The sequence below is a fragment of the Catellatospora coxensis genome (genome assembly GCF_016862635.1).
Taxonomy (GTDB): Bacteria; Actinomycetota; Actinomycetes; order Mycobacteriales; family Micromonosporaceae; genus Catellatospora; species Catellatospora coxensis.
In genome coordinates this window covers 66,113-82,665 of the sequence record NZ_BONI01000029.1, presented here as the reverse complement: position 1 = coordinate 82,665, position 16,553 = coordinate 66,113, and the positions used below count along the sequence as shown (strand labels likewise).

Below are 16,553 nucleotides of genomic sequence, written 5' to 3'. Positions count from 1 at the left end.
GCAGGCATGAAATGCGGTCACTGCGGGTATATGAGCGCTCGTGATAACCACGCTGGTGAAGGGTGTACCCACGCCCGAACATCTCGCCAGGGTGCAGAGCACCCTGCCTGCCAACGGCATCGCCCCGTTGAAGATCGCGATGGTGGCGCCGCCCTACTTCGACGTGCCACCAGCCGCCTACGGCGGTATCGAGGCGGTGCTCGCCGACCTGTCCAACGCCCTGGTGGACCTGGGACACCAAGTCACCATGATCGGCGCGGGCAAGGACGGCACGAGGGCGAGATTCTGGCAGGTGTGGGACCGGGCCGTGCCCGAACGGCTGGGCGAGCCCGGGCCCGAGATCATCTACGCGACGCTGACCCGCCGGGTCATCGAGAACCTGGCCACCGCGGGTGAGGTCGACGTGGTCCACGACCACACCTTCGCGGGGCCGCTCAACGCTCCGGCGTACGAGGCGATGGGTCTGCCCACGATCGCCACGGTGCACGGCCCGGTCGACTCCGAACTGCGCGGCTACTACCAGACCCTGGACCGGGACCTGTCCCTCGTCGGCATCAGCGAGCGGCAGCGCTCGCTGGCCCCGGAGCTGAACTGGATCGGCGTCGTGCACAACGGGCTGCGCCCGGCCGACTGGCCCTTCCAGCGGGAGAAGAAGGACTACGCGCTGTTCCTGGGCCGGTTCAACGCCGACAAGGGCGCGCACACCGCCGTGCACGCCGCGCACGCGGCCGGGCTGCCGCTGATCCTGGCCGGCAAGTGCGCCGAGCCCGCCGAGAAGAAGTACTACGCCGAGCAGGTGGAGCCGCTGCTCGGACCGAACGACCAGATGATCGGGATCGCCGACGCGACACTCAAGCGTGAGTTGCTGGCAAATGCCCGCTGTCTGTTGTTCCCTATCCAATGGGAGGAACCGTTCGGCATGGTGATGATCGAGGCGATGATCTGCGGCACGCCCGTGGTGGCGCTGCGCCGCGGCGCGGTGCCCGAGGTGGTCGAGCACGGCGTCAGCGGTTTCATCTGCGACGATCCGGCCGAGCTGCCGGCGGCGCTGCGCGCGGTGTCCGAACTCGACCCAGCCGAGTGCCGCGAGCAGGTGGTGCGCCGGTTCAGCGACGAGCGGACGGCGGTCGGCTACGTGCAGGCATACCGGGCGGCGCTGGCGGAGCGGCGCAGGCCGCGGCTGCCCGGCCGGGGCGGTCGTGCGATGGCACGCGTCGGACGGCTGACGTCGGCGGGTGAGCGGTGACGGTGTTCGGGCCGGCCCAGCCGGCACCGCTCAACGCAGGCGACCCGCAGCCGCTCGGCCAGGGTCAGGTCACCATCGTCGAAGGCACGACCTTCAGCATCTGCGCGCCCAACGGGGACATGGACCCCGGGGGCGCGCAGGGCCTTTTCTTCCGCGACACCCGGATCATCTCGCGCTGGCAGCTGCGCATCGACGGCCAGCAGCCGCAGCCGCTGTCGGTGGCCGACACCGACACCTTCGCGTCCCGGTTCATGCTGCGGCGCGCGCCCACGGCCGGGCACGCCGACAGCACCCTGCTGGTGGTGCGTCAGCGCATCGTCGGCGAGGGCATGCGCGAGGTCGTCACGCTGACCAACGTCGGCCGTGAGGCCACCCTGGTGCACCTGGAACTGCACGTCGACGCCGACTTCGCCGACCTGTTCGCGGTCAAGGAAGGCCACGCCGCGGGCACGGCCACGCACGCCCAGGCCAGCGGGGTCAACCTGGTGTTCAGCCGGCCCGACAACTCGCGCGGGCTGCTCGTGCACGCCACCGGCGAGCCGGTCAGCAGCCACAACGGGTTGAGCTGGCAGATCGTCATCCCGGCCCGGGACGAGTGGCGCACCGAGATCATCGTGCACCCGGTGGTGGACAGCCGGCGCATCGAGCCGCGCTTCCGCGAGCACCTGAGCCCCGAGGAGGCCGAGGAGCACTCGTGGCGGCGCCAGGTCACCTCGATCCGGACCCAGCACGAGCAGCTGGGGCTGGTGCTGCGGCGCAGCGTGCGCGACCTCGACGCGCTGCGCATCGCGGCGGGGGAGGACTCCGCGCACACCTTCGTGGCCGCGGGCGCGCCCTGGTTCATGACCCTGTTCGGCCGGGACAGCCTGCTCACCTCGTGGATGGCGCTGCCGCTGGACCCGTCGCTGGCCGTCGGCACCCTCTACACCCTGGCCGCGCTGCAGGGCCGCCAGGTCGACCCGTGCACCGAGGAGGAGCCCGGACGCATCCTGCACGAGCTGCGGCTGGGCCCGCAGAGCACGTCGGCGCTGGGCGGCTCGCACTACTACGGCACCATCGACGCCAGCCCGCTGTTCGTCGCGCTGCTCGGCGAGGCCTGGAAGTGGGGCGCGGCCGAGTCGGACGTGCGGGCGCTGCTGCCGGCCGCCGACGCGGTGCTCGCCTGGATCGACGGCTTCGGCGACCGTGACGGCGACGGCTTCGTCGAGTACCAGCGGGCCACCGATCGCGGCCTGTTCAACCAGGGCTGGAAGGACAGCTGGGACGGGGTCAACGACGCGGCGGGGCAGCTGGCCGAGCCGCCGATCGCGCTCGCCGAGGTGCAGGCGTACGCGTACGCGGCCTGGCTGGCCCGGGCCGACCTGGCCGACGCGTTCGGCGAGCCGGCGCTGGCCGAGTCCTGCCGGGCCCGCGCCGACAAGCTGCGTTCGCTGTTCGCCGAGGCGTTCTGGCTGCCCGACGAGGGCTACTTCGCGATCGCGCTGGACGGGCGCAAGCGCCGGATGGACGCCATGTCCAGCAACGTCGGGCACTGCCTGTGGGCCGGCATCGTCACCGACGAGCACGCCGCGCAGCTGGTCGCCCGGCTGTCGGAACCGGACATGGACAGCGGGTACGGGCTGCGTACGCTGTCGGACCGGATGGGCGCGTACAACCCGATGAGCTACCACAACGGGTCGGTGTGGCCGCACGACACCGCGCTGTGCGTGGCCGGGCTGATGCGCTACGCCCACATCCCGGGCGCGGTCGAGCTGGCGCACCGGCTCACCGACGGGCTGCTGCGGGCCGCGATGTCGTTCGGCGGGCGGCTGCCCGAGCTGTTCTGCGGCTTCCCGGCGGACCAGTTCCGCCCGCCGGTGCCGTACCCGACGTCGTGCTCGCCGCAGGCGTGGGCCAGCGGCGCGCCGCTGCTGATCGTGCGCGCCTTTCTCGGCCTGGACCTGGACGTGCCCAAGCGCAGCCTGGTGCTGCGGCCGCGGCTGCCCCAGGAGTGGGGCACCGTGACGGTGGACCGGCTGCCGTTCGCCGGGTCGCTGCTGAAGATCACCGCGTCGGGCACCGAGGCCGAGGTCCGCGGCCTGCCGGAACCGTCGACGGTCATCAACTGAGGACGGTCCGGCCGCCGACCGCACCCGACAGGCGCGGAAGTCGCGAAGCGACGAGCGACCGGAGGGTAAGGGAGGCTTCCGGGGCCGGACCGCGCGCCCGCGGAGGCGGGCGCCATCAGCTCAGTCCCTGGGCGGTCAGGGACTGGCGCAGGTGCTGCAGGCAGCGGGTGAGCAGGCGGGAGACGTGCATCTGGGACAGGCCGAGCCGCTGGGCGATCTCGGCCTGGGTCAGGTCGGCGGCGAAGCGCAGCGCGAGGATGTGGCGGTCGCGCGGGGACAGCCCGGCCACGGCGCGGCCGATGGCGTGGCGGTCGGGCAGCGACTCCAGCCGCCGGTCCTGTTCGCCGAGCAGCTCACCCAGCTCGGCGAAGCCGTTGCCGCTGCGCACGACGCTGTTGAGGGAGCCGATGGCGTACGCGTGCGCGCACTCCAGCCCGTCGCGGATGTCGCCCTCGTCGCGTCCCAGGTGCGCGGCCAGGTCCCGGATGTCGGGGGTGCGCTGCAGGGTCTGCGACAGCTGCGGCACCGCCCGGCTGATCTCCAGGTGCAGTTCCTGCAGCCGGCGGTGCACGCGCAGCGCCCAGCCCCGGTCGCGGAAGTGCCGGCGCAGCTCGCCGAGCATGGTGGGCCCGGCGAAGTGCTCGAACCGCACACCGTGGCTGCTGTCGTAGCGGTCCACCGACTTGATCAAGCCCAGCAGCGCGACCTGGACCAGGTCGTCGGGGTCCTCGCCGCGGAAGCTGAACCGCCGGGCCAGCCGCCGGGCCAGCGGCATGCCGGCGTGGATCACCGCGGCACGGGCGCGTTCCCGGGCCGGGTCGTCCGGCGCCAGCCGGTGCAGCCTGGCCAGGGCCACGGACACCCGGCGGTCGCGCTCGGCGGTCCACACCTCACCCGCGGGCTCCAGGGAGCCCACGCCAAGCACAGCATCGATCCTCAACGCGTCCGCATGGGTGCTCATCGCCGCCATCCGCTGGTCACGCCGGTCGCGCCGCCCCACGCGGCATCGGGTCACCGGCCTTCAGCAGTCAGACTCACTAAGCGGATTTTAACGACATGTCAGCTTCGGTGGCCGGGGTTGCCGGCTTTCTAGGGCGCGGCATCCGGACCTCCTCCGCCCGCACCGCGGTGCCGTACGCGCAGATCTCGATCCACGACTCGGTGATCGGCCGGTGGTCGAACCGCATGGCCAGGACCGCGTTCGCGCCCATCCGCGCGGCGACGCGCGCCATGCGGTCGACGGCCTCCAGGCGGCACTCGGTCAGCATGTGGATGCGCTCGGGCATGCTCACCCCGCTGCCGTCCATCGCCGACTTGAAGCCCTCGGTGTACGGGCTGAGCGTCCGTGCGGACAGCCCCAGCACCTCGCCGTAGACGGCCCGGACCACGTGGCCCGGCAGCTGGTCTGTGGTCACCACCAGCACACCCGCGCGGTTGACGACGTCACGCATGGACACCACCTCCTGAAAGTCCGATAAGAGTGGTATATCCATCGTGAATGAAGACGTAATCATTTGGTACTCATTTACCATCTTTTTGTGTTAATGGGGCACACGGGGCACCGGCCGCCGGGCGTGCGACCATCGCCTCATGCCGCTCACGCCGATCATCGCCACCCTCGCCTACGTGCTGTCGCCCGACGGCGGCAGCGTGCTGCTGCTGCACCGCGACAAGCGGCCCGACGACATCCACTTCGGCAAGCACATCGGCCTCGGCGGGCGGGTCGAGCGCGACGAGGACGTGCTCACCGGCGTGAAACGCGAGGTCGAGGAGGAGTCGGGGCTGATCGCCCGGCGGCTGTCGCTGCGTGGCACGGTGTCCTGGCCAGGCTTCGGCCGCCGCGGCGAGGACTGGTTCGGCTTCGTGTTCCGCGTCGACGAGTTCGACGGCGAGCCGCACCAGGGCAACCACGAGGGCACCCTGGGCTGGGTGCCGCGCGAGCGCCTGTACGAGGTGCCGATGTGGGCCAGTGACCGTGAATGGCTGCCGATGGTCTTCGACGACGACCCTCGCCCGTTCCACGGCGTCATGCCCTACCGCGACGGCGAGATGGTGAGCTGGAGCTACGTGCGCTGACGCGGCCTGTAGTTCGAAGACAATCACTATATGGATCGCTGTATGCGGTGCTGCCTATGGTGTGTGCACCGTGACCGGGACGGGGGTGCGGTCGCGGGGAAGCGGTGATGGCCCGGTCATCCCACGCTGGCAGCGCGAGCTGCCTACGGAGGGTGCGGGAAGGCCGGGCCATCGCCGGTGAGGAACGTCTCCACGACCTTCTCCTGCGACCTGCCGTACGTGGCGAACAGCCGGGTCGCCTCAGCCCGGCAGCGGGCCGCGGTGGCGCGGTCGCCGTCCGCCTGCGCCACCTTGGCGACCTGCCACAGCGCCGCGCCCTGCCGGCCGTGGTCGTCGACGTCGCGGGCCCGGCGCAGGGCAGACTGCGCGTCGGTGCGCGCCAGGTCGGGCCGCCGGACCCGCAGCAGGATCTCCGAGCGGACCAGGGCCATGTCCACGAAATAGGCCATGTCGCCGTGCGCGTCGGCGATCGCCAGGCTGCGCCGGCAGTAGCCCAGTGCCCGCCGGAAGCCGCCGGCCTTGGCCTGCAGCACGGCCAGCAGGCCCAGCGCCATCATGGTGTGGCTGGTCCGGCGGTCGCTGCGGACCAGTTCCAGGCTGCGGTGCACGGCGGTGATGGCCTCGTCGAGCCGGTCCTGGGCGGCGAGCACCTCGCCGATGTTGACCAGCACCAGCGCCTGCAGCATCGTCGCGCCGAGCCGGGCGAGCGCGTCGTGGCTGTCCTGGAACTGGCGCAGCGCCTCGTCGAGTTCGCCCGTCCGGCTGGCGAGGATGCCGAGGCTGTTGGCGACCATGGCGATCCCGTCGAGGTCGTCGCGCGCCCGCCAGAACGCCGCCGCCTGTTCCAGCGACTCCCGCGACTCGGCGTAGCGGCCCCGGTAGTAGTAGGACTGCCCGCGCATGTTGTACGCGATACCGGCCGAGTGCGGGTCCTCCGGGGCGTGCAGGCGCAGCGCCAGCGCGGCCAGCCGCTCCACCTCGTCGGGAGCCCGGCGCAGCAGGTAGTTGCTCATCGCCCGCAGCAGCTGCGCCGGATACCGCCGGTCCACCGGGGTGGCCTCGCCCGCCTGCGCGGCGACCGCCAGGGCCGCCGGCAGCTCGGCGTCGAGCCAGCTGCTCGCCTCGGCCAGGGTCTCGACCGGCGCGAGGTCGGTGCCCTCCAGGCCCTGCAGCGCGGCGTCGATCGGCCGCCGTACGCCCACCACCAGCTGCAGGGCCCGGTACGCGGTGCCCACGTAGTACACGAACAGGCGGTGCAGCGCCTCGGCCCGCTCCTGCGGCGGGTCGTCGTGCAGCGCGCACTCGGCCGCGTACAGGCGCAGCAGGTCGTGCAGCTGGACGCGGCCGCCGGACATGTCCACGAGCCGTGCCTCGACGAGCCGGTCCAGCGCGGAGGCGGCGTACCCCCGGGACCGGCCCAGCAGCGCCGCCATCGCGGTCACGCTCAGGTGCGGCGCGCGGGCCAGGCCCGCCATCCGGAACGCCCGCGCCGCCGCCTCGTTCAGGGCCCGGTAGCTGGCCTGGAAGCAGGAGCGCACGGCCATGTCGTCGGTGTGCAGCTCGTCGAGGCGGCTGCGCTCGTCGACCAGCCGTCCGACGAGGTCCGCCGCCGACCAGTCCGGTCGGGCGTCGAGCCGCGCCGCGGCGATACGCAGTGCCAGCGGCAGTCGCCCGCACAGCGCCGCCAGCCGGTGCGCCGCCTGCGCGTCGGCGCGGCTGCCGAGCAGCCGCAGCGCGTCGTCCTCGTCGAGCACGTCCAGCGGCAGCAGCGCGGCGGAGTCGAGCGAGGTCAGCGCGCGGCGGCTGGTGACCAGCACCAGGCAGTCGGCGGTGCCCGGCAGCAGCGGCCGCACCTGGGCGGCGTCCACGGCGTTGTCGAGCAGCACCAGCATCCGCCGCCCGGCCAGCCGGGTGCGGAACAGCCCGGCTGCTTCGGCGGGGTCGGCGGGGATGTCGCCCTCGGGCGTGCCCAGCGCGCGCAGGAAACGGTGGAGCACGTCGCCGGGCTCCAAGGGGGTGAGCCGAGGGTTGGAACCCTGCAGGTCGAGGTACAGCTGCCCGTCGGGGTGCTCGTCGGCCAGGGCGTGGGCGAGCCGGATCGCCAGCGCCGACTTGCCGACCCCGCCGGGCCCGTGGATGTTGCGCACCCGGGCGGTGGCGCTGCTCAGCTCGGCGAGCTCGCGCTCGCGTCCCACCAGGACGGTCGCGTCGGGCGGCAGCTGCCGGGGCCGCGCCTCGACCAGCCCGCGCCCCGGTGCCAGTGCCGGGTCACGACGCAGGATCGCGGCCTGGACCTCGCGTAGCCCGTCGCCGGGCTCCAGGCCCAGCCCGTCGGCGAGGGCCTGCCGGGCCTGCTGGTAGACGTCGAGTGCGGCGGCGGCGTCGCCGGCGGCGTACAGCACCCGCATGAGCTGGCCGTAGGCGGGTTCGCGGGTGGGGTGGGCGGCGATGTGCTCGCGCAGCGGCGTGACCAGGGCGATGCCTTCACCGGACAGCAGGCGCGCCTCGAACAGGTGCTCGGTGTGGGCGGTGCGCAGCTCGTCGAGCGCGGTGGCCCGCGCCGCCAGCGCCGGGCCGACCGGAACGTCGGCCAGGGCCGGTCCGGTCCAGCAGGCCAGCGCCCGGCCGAGGCGGGAGACCGCGTCCTGGGCCCGGCCCTCGGCCAGCGCCGCGGTGCCCTCGGCGGCGAGCTTCTCCCAGACGGGCACGTCGTACTCGCCGGGGGCGAGGTGCAGCCGGTAGCCGCCGGGTGTGGTGGCCAGCCGGTCGGGGTCGATGCCCGCGGCGGCCAGGGCGCGGCGCAGCGCGAGGGCGTACGAGCGCAGGTTGGCCACGGCCGAGCGCGGCGGCTGGTCGCCCCACAGCTCGTCGGTGAGCCGTTCCAGGCTGACCACCCGGTCGGCGTCGAGCAGCAGCACCGCCAGCATGCAGCGGACCTTGGGCACGGTGATCGCGCCGGGATTCCCGCTCCGGCCGAGGGCCACCGGCCCCAGCAGCCGAAACAAGATCGACACGTTGCCTCCGAGGTGGATGTGCGTCGGCACTCAGCCTACGAGCCGCCGCGGCGAGGGTTCACTCACGTTCCCGTCACTCGGAACGCAGCGCCACGACCGGGTCGAGGCGGCCTGCCCGCTGCGCGGGCACCACGCCGAACACGATGCCGACGGCGCAGCTGACCCCGAACGCCAGCGCGATCGACCACCAGGTCAGCGCGGCGGGCACCGGGCTCAGCGCGGCCGTGGCCAGCGACGCGCCGACGCCGAACGCGATGCCGAGCAGGCCGCCGATGGTGGTCAGCAGCACCGCCTCCAGCAGGAACTGCAGCCCGATGTCGCGCGGCCGCGCGCCCAGCGCCATGCGCAGCCCGATCTCGCGGGTGCGCTCGCGCACCGAGACCAGCATGATGTTGGACACGCCGACGCCGCCGACCAGCAGCGAGATGCCCGCGATCGCGGCCAGCACGGCGGTCAGCACGCCCAGGATGTCGCCGAGCACGCCGAGGATCTGCTCCTGCGTGACGGCGCTGAACTCCTCGTCGGGGTGGCGGCGGTGCAGCTCGGCGACGATGTCGCGGCCGAGCCGGTCGATGGTCTCGGCGTCGGGGGCCTTGACCGCGAACGCGTCCACGCGTTTGGTCGCCAGCAGCCGCTGCGCCGTGGTCAGCGGCACGTGCACCTCGTTGTCGCGGTCCACGCCCAGGCTCTGCCCGAGCGGCGCGAACACCCCGATCACCCGGAACCGCACGCCCGCGATGGTGACCTGCTGGCCGATCGGGTCGCGTTCGCCGAACAGGGTCCTGGCCACGGAGCTGCCGAGCACCGCGACCCGGCGCCCGGTCTCCACGTCGGTGCGGGTCAGGTACGCCCCGGCGCGCACGTCGCGCAGGAACACCTTCGGGGTCGTCTCCAGCACGCCGAGCAGGCTGGTGAACACCTGCTCCTTGCCCGCGCGCACGTTCTCGCCCGAGGTCAGCGACACGGCGACCCGGTCCCGGTCGCCCGCGATCCGGATCACGGCATCCAGATCGGACTGGTCCAGTCGCGACACCGCCGGGGCGGCGTTCAGGCTGACCTGGCCGGGGACCACCAGCAGCAGGTTCGAACCCAGCCCTTCCACCTGGGCCTGCACCTCGTTCTTGGTGCCGGTGCCCAGCGCGACCAGGATCACCACCGCGCCGACGCCGATCACCATGCCCAGCATGGTCAGCCCGCTGCGCAGCCGGTTGGCCCGCAGCGCGTCCAGCGCCACCCGCCACGCCTCCGCCAGCCTCATGCGCGCACCTCCGCGTCGCCGTCGCCGGCCGAGCCCGTCGAGACCGATCCGGTGTCCGACACGATGCGGCCGTCGCGCATCGTGATCTGGCGGCGGGCGCGTGCCGCGACCTCCCGGTCGTGGGTCACCAGCATCACCGCCACACCCTCGGCGGTGTTGAGCTGCTCCAGCAGTTCCAGCACCGCCAGGCCGGTGGCCTGGTCGAGGTTGCCCGTCGGTTCGTCGGCCAGCAGCACCGCCGGTTCGGTGACCAGCGCCCGCGCGATCGCCACGCGCTGCTGCTCGCCGCCGGACAACTGGTTGGGCCGGTGCCCGATGCGGTGCGACAGGCCGACCCGCTCCAGCATCCGGGCGGCTCGCTCGCGGCGCTCGCGCGCGCTCAGGCCGCGGTAGACCAGCGGCAGTGCCACGTTGTCCAGCGCGCTGGTACGCGACAGCAGGTGGAACGACTGGAAGACGAAGCCGATGGTGGCGTTGCGCAGGTGCGCCATCTCGGCGGGGGTCAGCCCGGCCACGTCGCGCCCGCCGATGCGCAGCCGGCCCGACGTCGGCTGGTCGAGGCCGCCGAGCAGGTGCATCAGCGTCGACTTGCCCGAGCCCGACGGGCCGACGACGGCGGTGTACTCGCCGTGCGCCACGGTCAGCGTCACCCCGCGCAGCGCCGGCACGCCCACCCCGTCCAGGGCGTACGTGCGCGCCACGTCGATCGCCTCGATCGCGGCGTCGCCGGTCACGGCAGGTCCGTTCCCTCGGTGACCCGGTCCACGCCGCGCACCACGATGCGCTCGCCCTCGGCCAGCCCGTCGGTGATCTGCAGGGTGTCCATCCCGGACGCGCCGACGGTCACGAAACGCCGCTGCGCCCTGCCGTCCGCGCCGCGTACCCAGACGCAGTCGCGCCCCTCGCCGGTGAACACGGCCGCTGCGGGCACCGCGATCACACCGGCGGCCTCGCGTACCTTCAGCCGGGCGACCGCGCTCATGCCCGGTCGCGGCGTCGGCGCGTCCGCGGGCGTCTCCAGCGTCAGGTGCACCCGGTAGGCGACCGCGCCGCGGCTGTTCGGGGTCGGCAGCACGTCGACCGCGCCGACCCGGGCCGGGTACTGCACGCCCGGCGCGGCGTCGAGCTCCACCTCGGCGCTGATCCCGGTGCGCACCAGCAGGATGTCGGTCTCGTCGACGTCGGCGACGATGCCGAGCACGCTCGTGTCGACCACGGTGACGATCGCGGTGCCGGCGCTGACCGGCGCGCCGACGGCCGGTGCGGCGGCGACCCCGGCGGGCGCCGCGACCGGCCCGGCCACTCCGGCCGGCGCGCCCGCGTTCAAGCCGCCGAGCAGGCTGCTCAGATCGGGGCTCGCCGCCGCGGAGGAGGTGCCGCCCAGCTGCACGACCCCGGCGATGGGGGCGCGCAGGGTCAGCGCGTCCACGCTCGCCTTCGCCAGGTCGTACGCCTGCTGTGCCTGCAGCCGCTGCGCGGACCCCAGCGCCTGCATAGCCGAACCGAGGCTCGCCACGCCCCGCTGCACCGCGTCGGCGGCCGCGGCCACGCCCGCCGAAGCCTGCCGGTAGCCGGCCTCCGCGGCGGTGATGTGCGCGAGCAGCGCGTCCCTGGTCGACGGGTCGGTGACCTGCTCGGCCGCGTCCCGCGCGTGGTCGAACGCCTCGCGGGCGGAGCGGTCCAGCTTGCGGCGCGCGGCGGACAGGTCCACCCGCACCCCGCCGCCGCCCGAGCGCTTCGACGCGTCCAGCGCCTGCTTGGCCTGGCGCAGCCGGGTTCGGCTGGCGGGGGAGTCGACCACGGCCAGCAGCTGGCCCTTGGCGACCTGCTGGCCCGGGGTGACGGCGAGCCTGGCCAGGATGCCCTCGGCGGGCGCGGTCACGGTCGCGGCGGCACGCGCGGTGACCGAGGCGGGGGCGTCGACGACCTCGCTGACCGTCGATCGGCCGACCTGGGCCACGGTCACGTCGAGGCCGTCGTCGCAGGACGCCGCGGTCAGCGAGGTCAGCAGGAGCACCGTGCCGAGGGCGAGCGCGGGCCGGGCGGCGCTGCGGAGGGGTGTGCGCACCTGCCGGAGCCTATCCATGGCGGTCCACCCGTGGCCATCCGGGCGCTGCGGCGACGCGGCCCGGTGTGGCAGTCTCTTCGCGGAGGTGCGTGATGGCGGCAGAGGACACGGCAGCGCGGGACGAGGCCACGCAGGCCCCGGCTCCGGCGCAGCGGCGGCCGGAGGTGGACCCGGACACCCCGGACGCGCAGGCGGCGCGCCGCAACCGGCACGTGTTCGTCGTCGGCTTCCTCGGCGGGCTCGGCCTGATGTGCGCCATCATCCTCACCTGGGCGGTACGCGAGACGCTGTCGGTGCTGCTGCTGATGTTCGCGGCCCTGTTCCTGGCGATCGGCCTGCACCCGGCGGTCGCCTGGCTGCAGCGGCGCGGCCTGCCGCGCGGCCTCGCGGTGACCGTGGTCGCGCTCGGTGTGGTGCTGGTCGCGTGCGGCGGTCTCGGTGCGCTGGCTCCGCCGCTGATCACGCAGACCAGTGAACTGATCACGAACCTGCCCGGCTACCTCGACGAGCTGAACCGCAACCCACAGGTCGCCGACTTCAACCAGCGCTTCGACGTGATCGACCGGCTGAAGGACGCCGCCACCAACGAGAACATCACCAAGGCGCTCGGCGGCGCGCTGGGCGGGGTGCAGGCCGTCTTCGGCGTCATCTTCAACGTGCTCACCGTGTTCATCCTCACCATCTACTTCCTGGCCGCATGGACCCGGCTCAAGGAGGGCTTCTACCGGCTGTTCCCGGCCTCGCGCCGGGACACCGCCCGCGAGCTCGGCGACGAGATCTTCGAGAAGATCGGCGCGTACCTGCTGGGCTCGCTGGCCATCGCCTTCGTCGCCGGGCTGAGCACGTTCGTGTTCCTGCTCATCCTCGGGGTGTCGTACGCGTTCGCGCTGGCCATGGTCGTCGCGGTGTGCGACCTGATCCCGCAGATCGGCGCGACGCTGGGCGCGGTCGTGGTGGTCATCGCCGGGTTCGCGCACTCGCCCGAGGCCGGCATCGCCTGCGTGATCTTCTTCATCCTGTACCAGCAGCTGGAGAACTGGGTGATCGCACCTCGTGTGCTGCGGCGCTCGGTCGACGTCTCCGACCTGGCCGTGATCCTGTCCGCGCTGATCGGGGCGGTGCTGCTGGGCGCGCTCGGCGCATTGATCGCGATCCCGGTGGTCGCCGGGGTGCAGCTGACCATGCGGAAGATCGCGATGCCGCACCTGGACCGCATCTGAGCGCGGCGACGGAAGGCCGACACACCACCACCTCCAGGTATGCGGTATGACTGTCGGCATGCAACCCGACGGCATCCTCCCCTCCGCCGTGTCCACGGCCGACAGCGCCGATCCGCTGGCCAAGCTGATCGACTCGGCGCGCGGCTGGCACGGCGTACAACTCGGCGTGCTCGGTTTCATCGGCTTCTGCGGCGTGCTGAAGATGGGCGCGCAAGCGCCCGGCCCCGACTGGCTGCAGTGGCTGGCCACCGGCGGCTCGGTGGGCGCGTTCGTGACGGCCCTGTGGTCGATCGTCATGGTCGGCAAGGTGGCCTGGCCGGTCGGCGACCCCGCCGCGCCCGCGGACCCCGCCGAGATGAGCGGTCAGCTGCGCTCCGGCATCCGCACCACCATCGCCGCGGTGGCGCTGATGGCGTTCGCGGGCCTGTCCGCGTGGTGGCCGACCGAGGCGGCCCCGTCGGTCGAGGTCAGCCTCGGCAACGGCGGCAAGGCCTGCGGCCAGGTCGCCGAGGGCGCCCCCGCCGGCGCCATGTGGCTGAACACGACGGCCGGCGAGACCCTGGAGGTCCACCTCACCACCGTCGCCACCATCCGCCCCGTCACCTCCTGCTGACCCGCCGGCCCCGCCACACCTGGCGGGGCCGGCGGTCAGACCTGCCAGACGTCGACGCAGGTGGTGTCCGCGGTGGACCAGCGGGCCAGCAGGTGGTGGCCGTCGGCGCTGAACGCGGTGCGCACCGAGCGCGCGGCGGCGATGTCGGTGCGGAACACCTCCTCGTCGGTGCCCGACTCGTGCAGCCACACCGCGTTGCCCGCGGCCCCGGCCCGCAGCCGCCCGTCGGGGCTGTCGCACTGCGGCGCGAAGCCGTCGTGCGGGCTGTGCTCGGCGTAGCCGTCGTAGCGACGGTGCAGGTCCTCGCCGACCATCTCCTCGACGACCGTGCCCGTGCCCAGGTCCCACATCGTCGCCACGTCGCGCACGTACCGTCCGACGTGGACCTTGCGGTCGGCCTCGGCGATGAGCCGCCACTGGCCCTCGTGCACCAGCACCTTCACCGGCCGGTTGTTCGACGCCGCCTTGAAACTGCTGGTCAGGTGACCACTGGCGACGTCCCACACGGTGAACTGCCCGTCGGGGTTCCAGGCGACCAGGGCCAGCCGGCCGCCCGGCCCGACGAACACCTTGCCGGTGCCGTCGCCGACGCGCTGCTTGGGGCGCACCTCGTTGACGACCGCGCCGGTGGCGATGGAGCGCATCCGCACGTACGCGCCGGAGCGCTCGCACTCCACGAGCAGCTCGTGGTCGGGGGTGAGCAGCCAGTCCCCGGCGACGCGCATCTGATGGCGTTTGGCGGCCCGGTCGCCGCTGATCAGCTTCGCCGAGCGGGCCACCGCCGCGACGGTGTCGGAGGTCAGGAAGTCTCCGGCGGCGGTGCGGTGCTCCAGGAGGATGCCTTCGCGCTGCGCGGTCAGGTCGTACACCCGGTCGTCGGCGGTGCGCACCTGGGCCAGGGCCGCGCCCGGACCGTACTGCTGCCCCGGGCCGACCAGCCAGCGCACCAGCCGGGCACGGCCGTCGGGCAGGTCCCAGCTCAGCGGCTCCATCCGCCACGACGCGGTGTTGGCCGGCACCCGCCGCGCGGCGACCCGCCCGGCCCAGCGCGCCGCGCCGCGGATCACCGCGTACTCCGGCTCGCTCGGCTGGCGCACCGGCCGGCCCAGCTCGGCGTGCAGCACCGCACGGGCCGCGGGCAGCCGGGACGCCCCGCCGACCAGCAGCACGCCACCGACATCGGCGAGGGTGAACCCGGCACGGGCCACCACCGCGCGGCAGCTCGCGACCAGCCAGCGCAGCGCCGGCTCGGCCAGCCGGTCCAGGCCGGCCCGGTCCAGCCGGTACGGCGGGGCGTGCGGGGTCATCCGGTCCACGACCTCGTCGGTGTCTGCCAGCCGGTGCTTGACCGAGCGGACGAACTCGCCCGCCGCGTACCGGGCGTGCAGGCCGGTGTCGCCGCCGGACTGCAGCGCGGGGGCGAGCCAGTCGTGCAGCGCCGCCCGCAGGTCGTCGACGAGCAGCCGGTCGAAGTCCTGGCCGCTGCCCGACGTCTCGTGCGCCAGCACCTCGGGGCGCTCGCCGTGCATCCGGGCCAGCGACACCGTCCACGACGCGCCCAGGTCGCAGACCAGCACCAGCGCGCCGTCCGGCTGGTCGCCGTGGGTGTAGGGGTCCATGACCGCGGCGGTGGCGTCGCCGACCAGTTCCACGTCCGGGAAACCGGCGTCGGTGGCCAGCGCGACGAGCAGGCTGCGTCGCGCGTCGTGCGGCGTGTACGCGGCGGGCACGGTCAGCGCCAGCCGGTCGACGGTGACACCGAAGCGGCGTTCGGCGTCGTGCCGCAGCGTACGCAGGAACACGGCCAGCACCTCCTGGGCGGAGGCCTGCCGGTCGCCCAGGCGGACCGGCTCGCCGCTGTCCAGCGACTGGCGCGGCCCGGCCGCGAACCCGCGCGGCAGCACCTCGCGCCGGCGCACCGCGGCGCTGCCCACCAGCAGGTCGTCACCGTCCAGGCAGACCGCCGACGGCCTGCTGAGCGCGCCGGTCACCGGGCACGGCACGGGGTGGACCTGCGTGCCCGCGACGAGCGCAGCCGTGGTCTGGTACGTGCCGAAGTCGACCACCAGGAGGTGCTGTGCCATAGCGGTACTCCCGAGTTCCCTCGAAGCGACCCGACCTGACGCCGTCGTCTGCCGCGTTGATGGTCGCCGATGCTAGCCATCGGCTGTTGCGAGCGCGTTAACGGCTCGCGCCGACGCGGGTCCGCGACCGGTGACCGGGAACGTCAGACAACCAGGAACTCGAGCTGTTCGAGCGCCTGGCCGAAGCAGCGCGTCGCCTCGGGGTCGGTGGTGGCCAGGAACGCCGCCTCCAGCCGGTGCGCGGGAAGACCCGTACGCAACCAGGCTCTGACCTCGTGGTGGTAGCGGTCGTCGCGGGAGAAGGTCCAGCCGAAGTCCTCGACGAACCAGGCCAGGTGCGTGGTCGCCGTCTCGCCGGGCTCGCGCGTCCAGACGGCGAGGTACGGCTCGACGGTGTGCCCGTTCTCGGCGGCCCCTTCGAGCACCGCGTCGACCTTGAGGGCCGAGCCGCGGTCGGTGAGGATCTGCCGCATCAGGGCCAGCAGGTATGCCTCGACGGCCGCCAGCTCGTCGGCTCCCCAGGCCGCCCCGTGGTAGCGCACGTTGCTGAGCGTCTTGGTCAGCAGGTGGCCGTCGTGCTGCTCGCCGGTGGCGAACAGTTCCAGGATGCGTGGCAGGAAGTGCCGGAGATCCGCCTCGTCGCCCCAGGTGGACAAAAGCTTGAAGGTGAACCGTTCGAGGTCGTCCGCGGTCAGCCGGCGCAGCGGCGTCCGCTGCAGGACCATGGCCTCCTCGTCGCTCACGCAGTGACCGCAGTAGCCGATCCGGTCCGCGCGCGGGTGCCGGGCGAACGCGGTGTAGAGCTGCTCCACGGCCGCCTGCAGATCGGGGTGCATGCGGCGATGCTAGGCCAACCCGGAGCGCGC

The 16,553-nt window shown here is 73.4% G+C and carries 13 protein-coding genes; 5 read left to right on the top strand and 8 right to left on the bottom strand.

Annotation, left to right across the window (positions count from 1 at the left end; translation table 11 throughout):
• The first annotated feature begins 40 nt into the window (after positions 1–40).
• Together Cco03nite_RS18465 and Cco03nite_RS18460 are read left to right on the top strand one after the other, a co-directional pair.
• The gene (locus Cco03nite_RS18465; protein WP_239167472.1) at positions 41–1,246 is read left to right on the top strand and encodes a glycosyltransferase family 4 protein; all 1,206 of its coding nucleotides are present in this window, start codon (positions 41–43) and stop codon (positions 1,244–1,246) included.
• The gene (locus tag Cco03nite_RS18460) at positions 1,243–3,354 is read left to right on the top strand and encodes an amylo-alpha-1,6-glucosidase (protein ID WP_239167471.1); all 2,112 of its coding nucleotides are present in this window, start codon (positions 1,243–1,245) and stop codon (positions 3,352–3,354) included. The genes Cco03nite_RS18465 and Cco03nite_RS18460 overlap by 4 nt, the downstream gene beginning before the upstream one ends.
• A gap of 115 nt (positions 3,355–3,469) precedes the next feature.
• Here the strand turns inward: Cco03nite_RS18460 and Cco03nite_RS18455 are convergent, their stop codons facing one another.
• Together Cco03nite_RS18455 and Cco03nite_RS18450 are read right to left on the bottom strand one after the other, a co-directional pair.
• Positions 3,470–4,279: a SigB/SigF/SigG family RNA polymerase sigma factor gene (locus Cco03nite_RS18455; protein WP_239167470.1), complete on the bottom strand. Its 810-nt coding sequence runs from the start codon at positions 4,277–4,279 to the stop codon at positions 3,470–3,472.
• Positions 4,280–4,391: 112 nt separating this feature from the next.
• Positions 4,392–4,805: a YbjQ family protein gene (locus tag Cco03nite_RS18450; RefSeq protein ID WP_203693368.1), complete on the bottom strand. Its 414-nt coding sequence runs from the start codon at positions 4,803–4,805 to the stop codon at positions 4,392–4,394.
• A gap of 139 nt (positions 4,806–4,944) precedes the next feature.
• On the opposite strand from Cco03nite_RS18450, the gene Cco03nite_RS18445 reads away from it, so the two are divergent.
• A complete protein-coding gene (locus tag Cco03nite_RS18445; RefSeq protein WP_203693367.1) occupies positions 4,945–5,430 on the top strand; it encodes an NUDIX hydrolase in 486 nt (161 codons plus the stop codon).
• Between the two features lie 143 nt (positions 5,431–5,573).
• On the opposite strand, the gene Cco03nite_RS18440 is transcribed toward Cco03nite_RS18445, so the two are convergent.
• From Cco03nite_RS18440 to Cco03nite_RS18425, 4 genes are all read right to left on the bottom strand, one after another.
• A complete protein-coding gene (locus Cco03nite_RS18440) occupies positions 5,574–8,444 on the bottom strand; it encodes an AfsR/SARP family transcriptional regulator (RefSeq protein ID WP_203693366.1) in 2,871 nt (956 codons plus the stop codon).
• A 73-nt stretch (positions 8,445–8,517) separates the two neighbouring features.
• Positions 8,518–9,702, bottom strand: a complete 1,185-nt coding sequence (locus tag Cco03nite_RS18435; protein ID WP_203693365.1) for an ABC transporter permease — start codon at positions 9,700–9,702, stop codon at positions 8,518–8,520.
• Positions 9,699–10,436: an ABC transporter ATP-binding protein gene (locus Cco03nite_RS18430; protein WP_203693364.1), complete on the bottom strand. Its 738-nt coding sequence runs from the start codon at positions 10,434–10,436 to the stop codon at positions 9,699–9,701. The genes Cco03nite_RS18435 and Cco03nite_RS18430 overlap by 4 nt, the downstream gene beginning before the upstream one ends.
• Entirely contained in the window at positions 10,433–11,788 is a 1,356-nt protein-coding gene (locus Cco03nite_RS18425; RefSeq protein ID WP_203693363.1) for an efflux RND transporter periplasmic adaptor subunit, read from the bottom strand. Before Cco03nite_RS18425 ends, Cco03nite_RS18430 begins: the two co-directional genes overlap by 4 nt.
• A 74-nt stretch (positions 11,789–11,862) precedes the next feature.
• Here Cco03nite_RS18425 and Cco03nite_RS18420 point away from each other — a divergent pair, with 74 nt between their 5' ends.
• Positions 11,863–12,990 carry an AI-2E family transporter gene (locus Cco03nite_RS18420; RefSeq protein WP_203693362.1) on the top strand — a complete coding sequence of 376 codons (1,128 nt, stop codon included), beginning with the start codon at positions 11,863–11,865 and terminating at the stop codon, positions 12,988–12,990.
• A 46-nt stretch (positions 12,991–13,036) separates the two neighbouring features.
• Positions 13,037–13,603, top strand: a complete 567-nt coding sequence (locus Cco03nite_RS18415; protein ID WP_203693361.1) for a hypothetical protein — start codon at positions 13,037–13,039, stop codon at positions 13,601–13,603.
• A gap of 35 nt (positions 13,604–13,638) precedes the next feature.
• Here the strand turns inward: Cco03nite_RS18415 and Cco03nite_RS18410 are convergent, their stop codons facing one another.
• Positions 13,639–15,687 carry an Hsp70 family protein gene (locus tag Cco03nite_RS18410; RefSeq protein ID WP_203693360.1) on the bottom strand — a complete coding sequence of 683 codons (2,049 nt, stop codon included), beginning with the start codon at positions 15,685–15,687 and terminating at the stop codon, positions 13,639–13,641.
• Positions 15,688–15,830: 143 nt separating this feature from the next.
• A complete protein-coding gene (locus tag Cco03nite_RS18405; RefSeq protein ID WP_203693359.1) occupies positions 15,831–16,523 on the bottom strand; it encodes a hypothetical protein in 693 nt (230 codons plus the stop codon).
• Positions 16,524–16,553 lie beyond the last annotated feature (30 nt).

What these genes read in the sequence shown, in the direction of transcription:
- Cco03nite_RS18410 (WP_203693360.1), bottom strand. Translation starts at nt 15,687, where the DNA reads ATGGCACAGCACCTCCTGGTGGTCGACTTCGGCACGTACCAGACCACG.
- Cco03nite_RS18415 (WP_203693361.1), top strand. Translation starts at nt 13,037, where the DNA reads ATGACTGTCGGCATGCAACCCGACGGCATCCTCCCCTCCGCCGTGTCC.
- Cco03nite_RS18405 (WP_203693359.1), bottom strand. Translation starts at nt 16,523, where the DNA reads ATGCACCCCGATCTGCAGGCGGCCGTGGAGCAGCTCTACACCGCGTTC.
- Cco03nite_RS18450 (WP_203693368.1), bottom strand. Translation starts at nt 4,805, where the DNA reads ATGCGTGACGTCGTCAACCGCGCGGGTGTGCTGGTGGTGACCACAGAC.
- Cco03nite_RS18445 (WP_203693367.1), top strand. Translation starts at nt 4,945, where the DNA reads ATGCCGCTCACGCCGATCATCGCCACCCTCGCCTACGTGCTGTCGCCC.
- Cco03nite_RS18435 (WP_203693365.1), bottom strand. Translation starts at nt 9,702, where the DNA reads ATGAGGCTGGCGGAGGCGTGGCGGGTGGCGCTGGACGCGCTGCGGGCC.
- Cco03nite_RS18420 (WP_203693362.1), top strand. Translation starts at nt 11,863, where the DNA reads ATGGCGGCAGAGGACACGGCAGCGCGGGACGAGGCCACGCAGGCCCCG.
- Cco03nite_RS18425 (WP_203693363.1), bottom strand. Translation starts at nt 11,788, where the DNA reads ATGGATAGGCTCCGGCAGGTGCGCACACCCCTCCGCAGCGCCGCCCGG.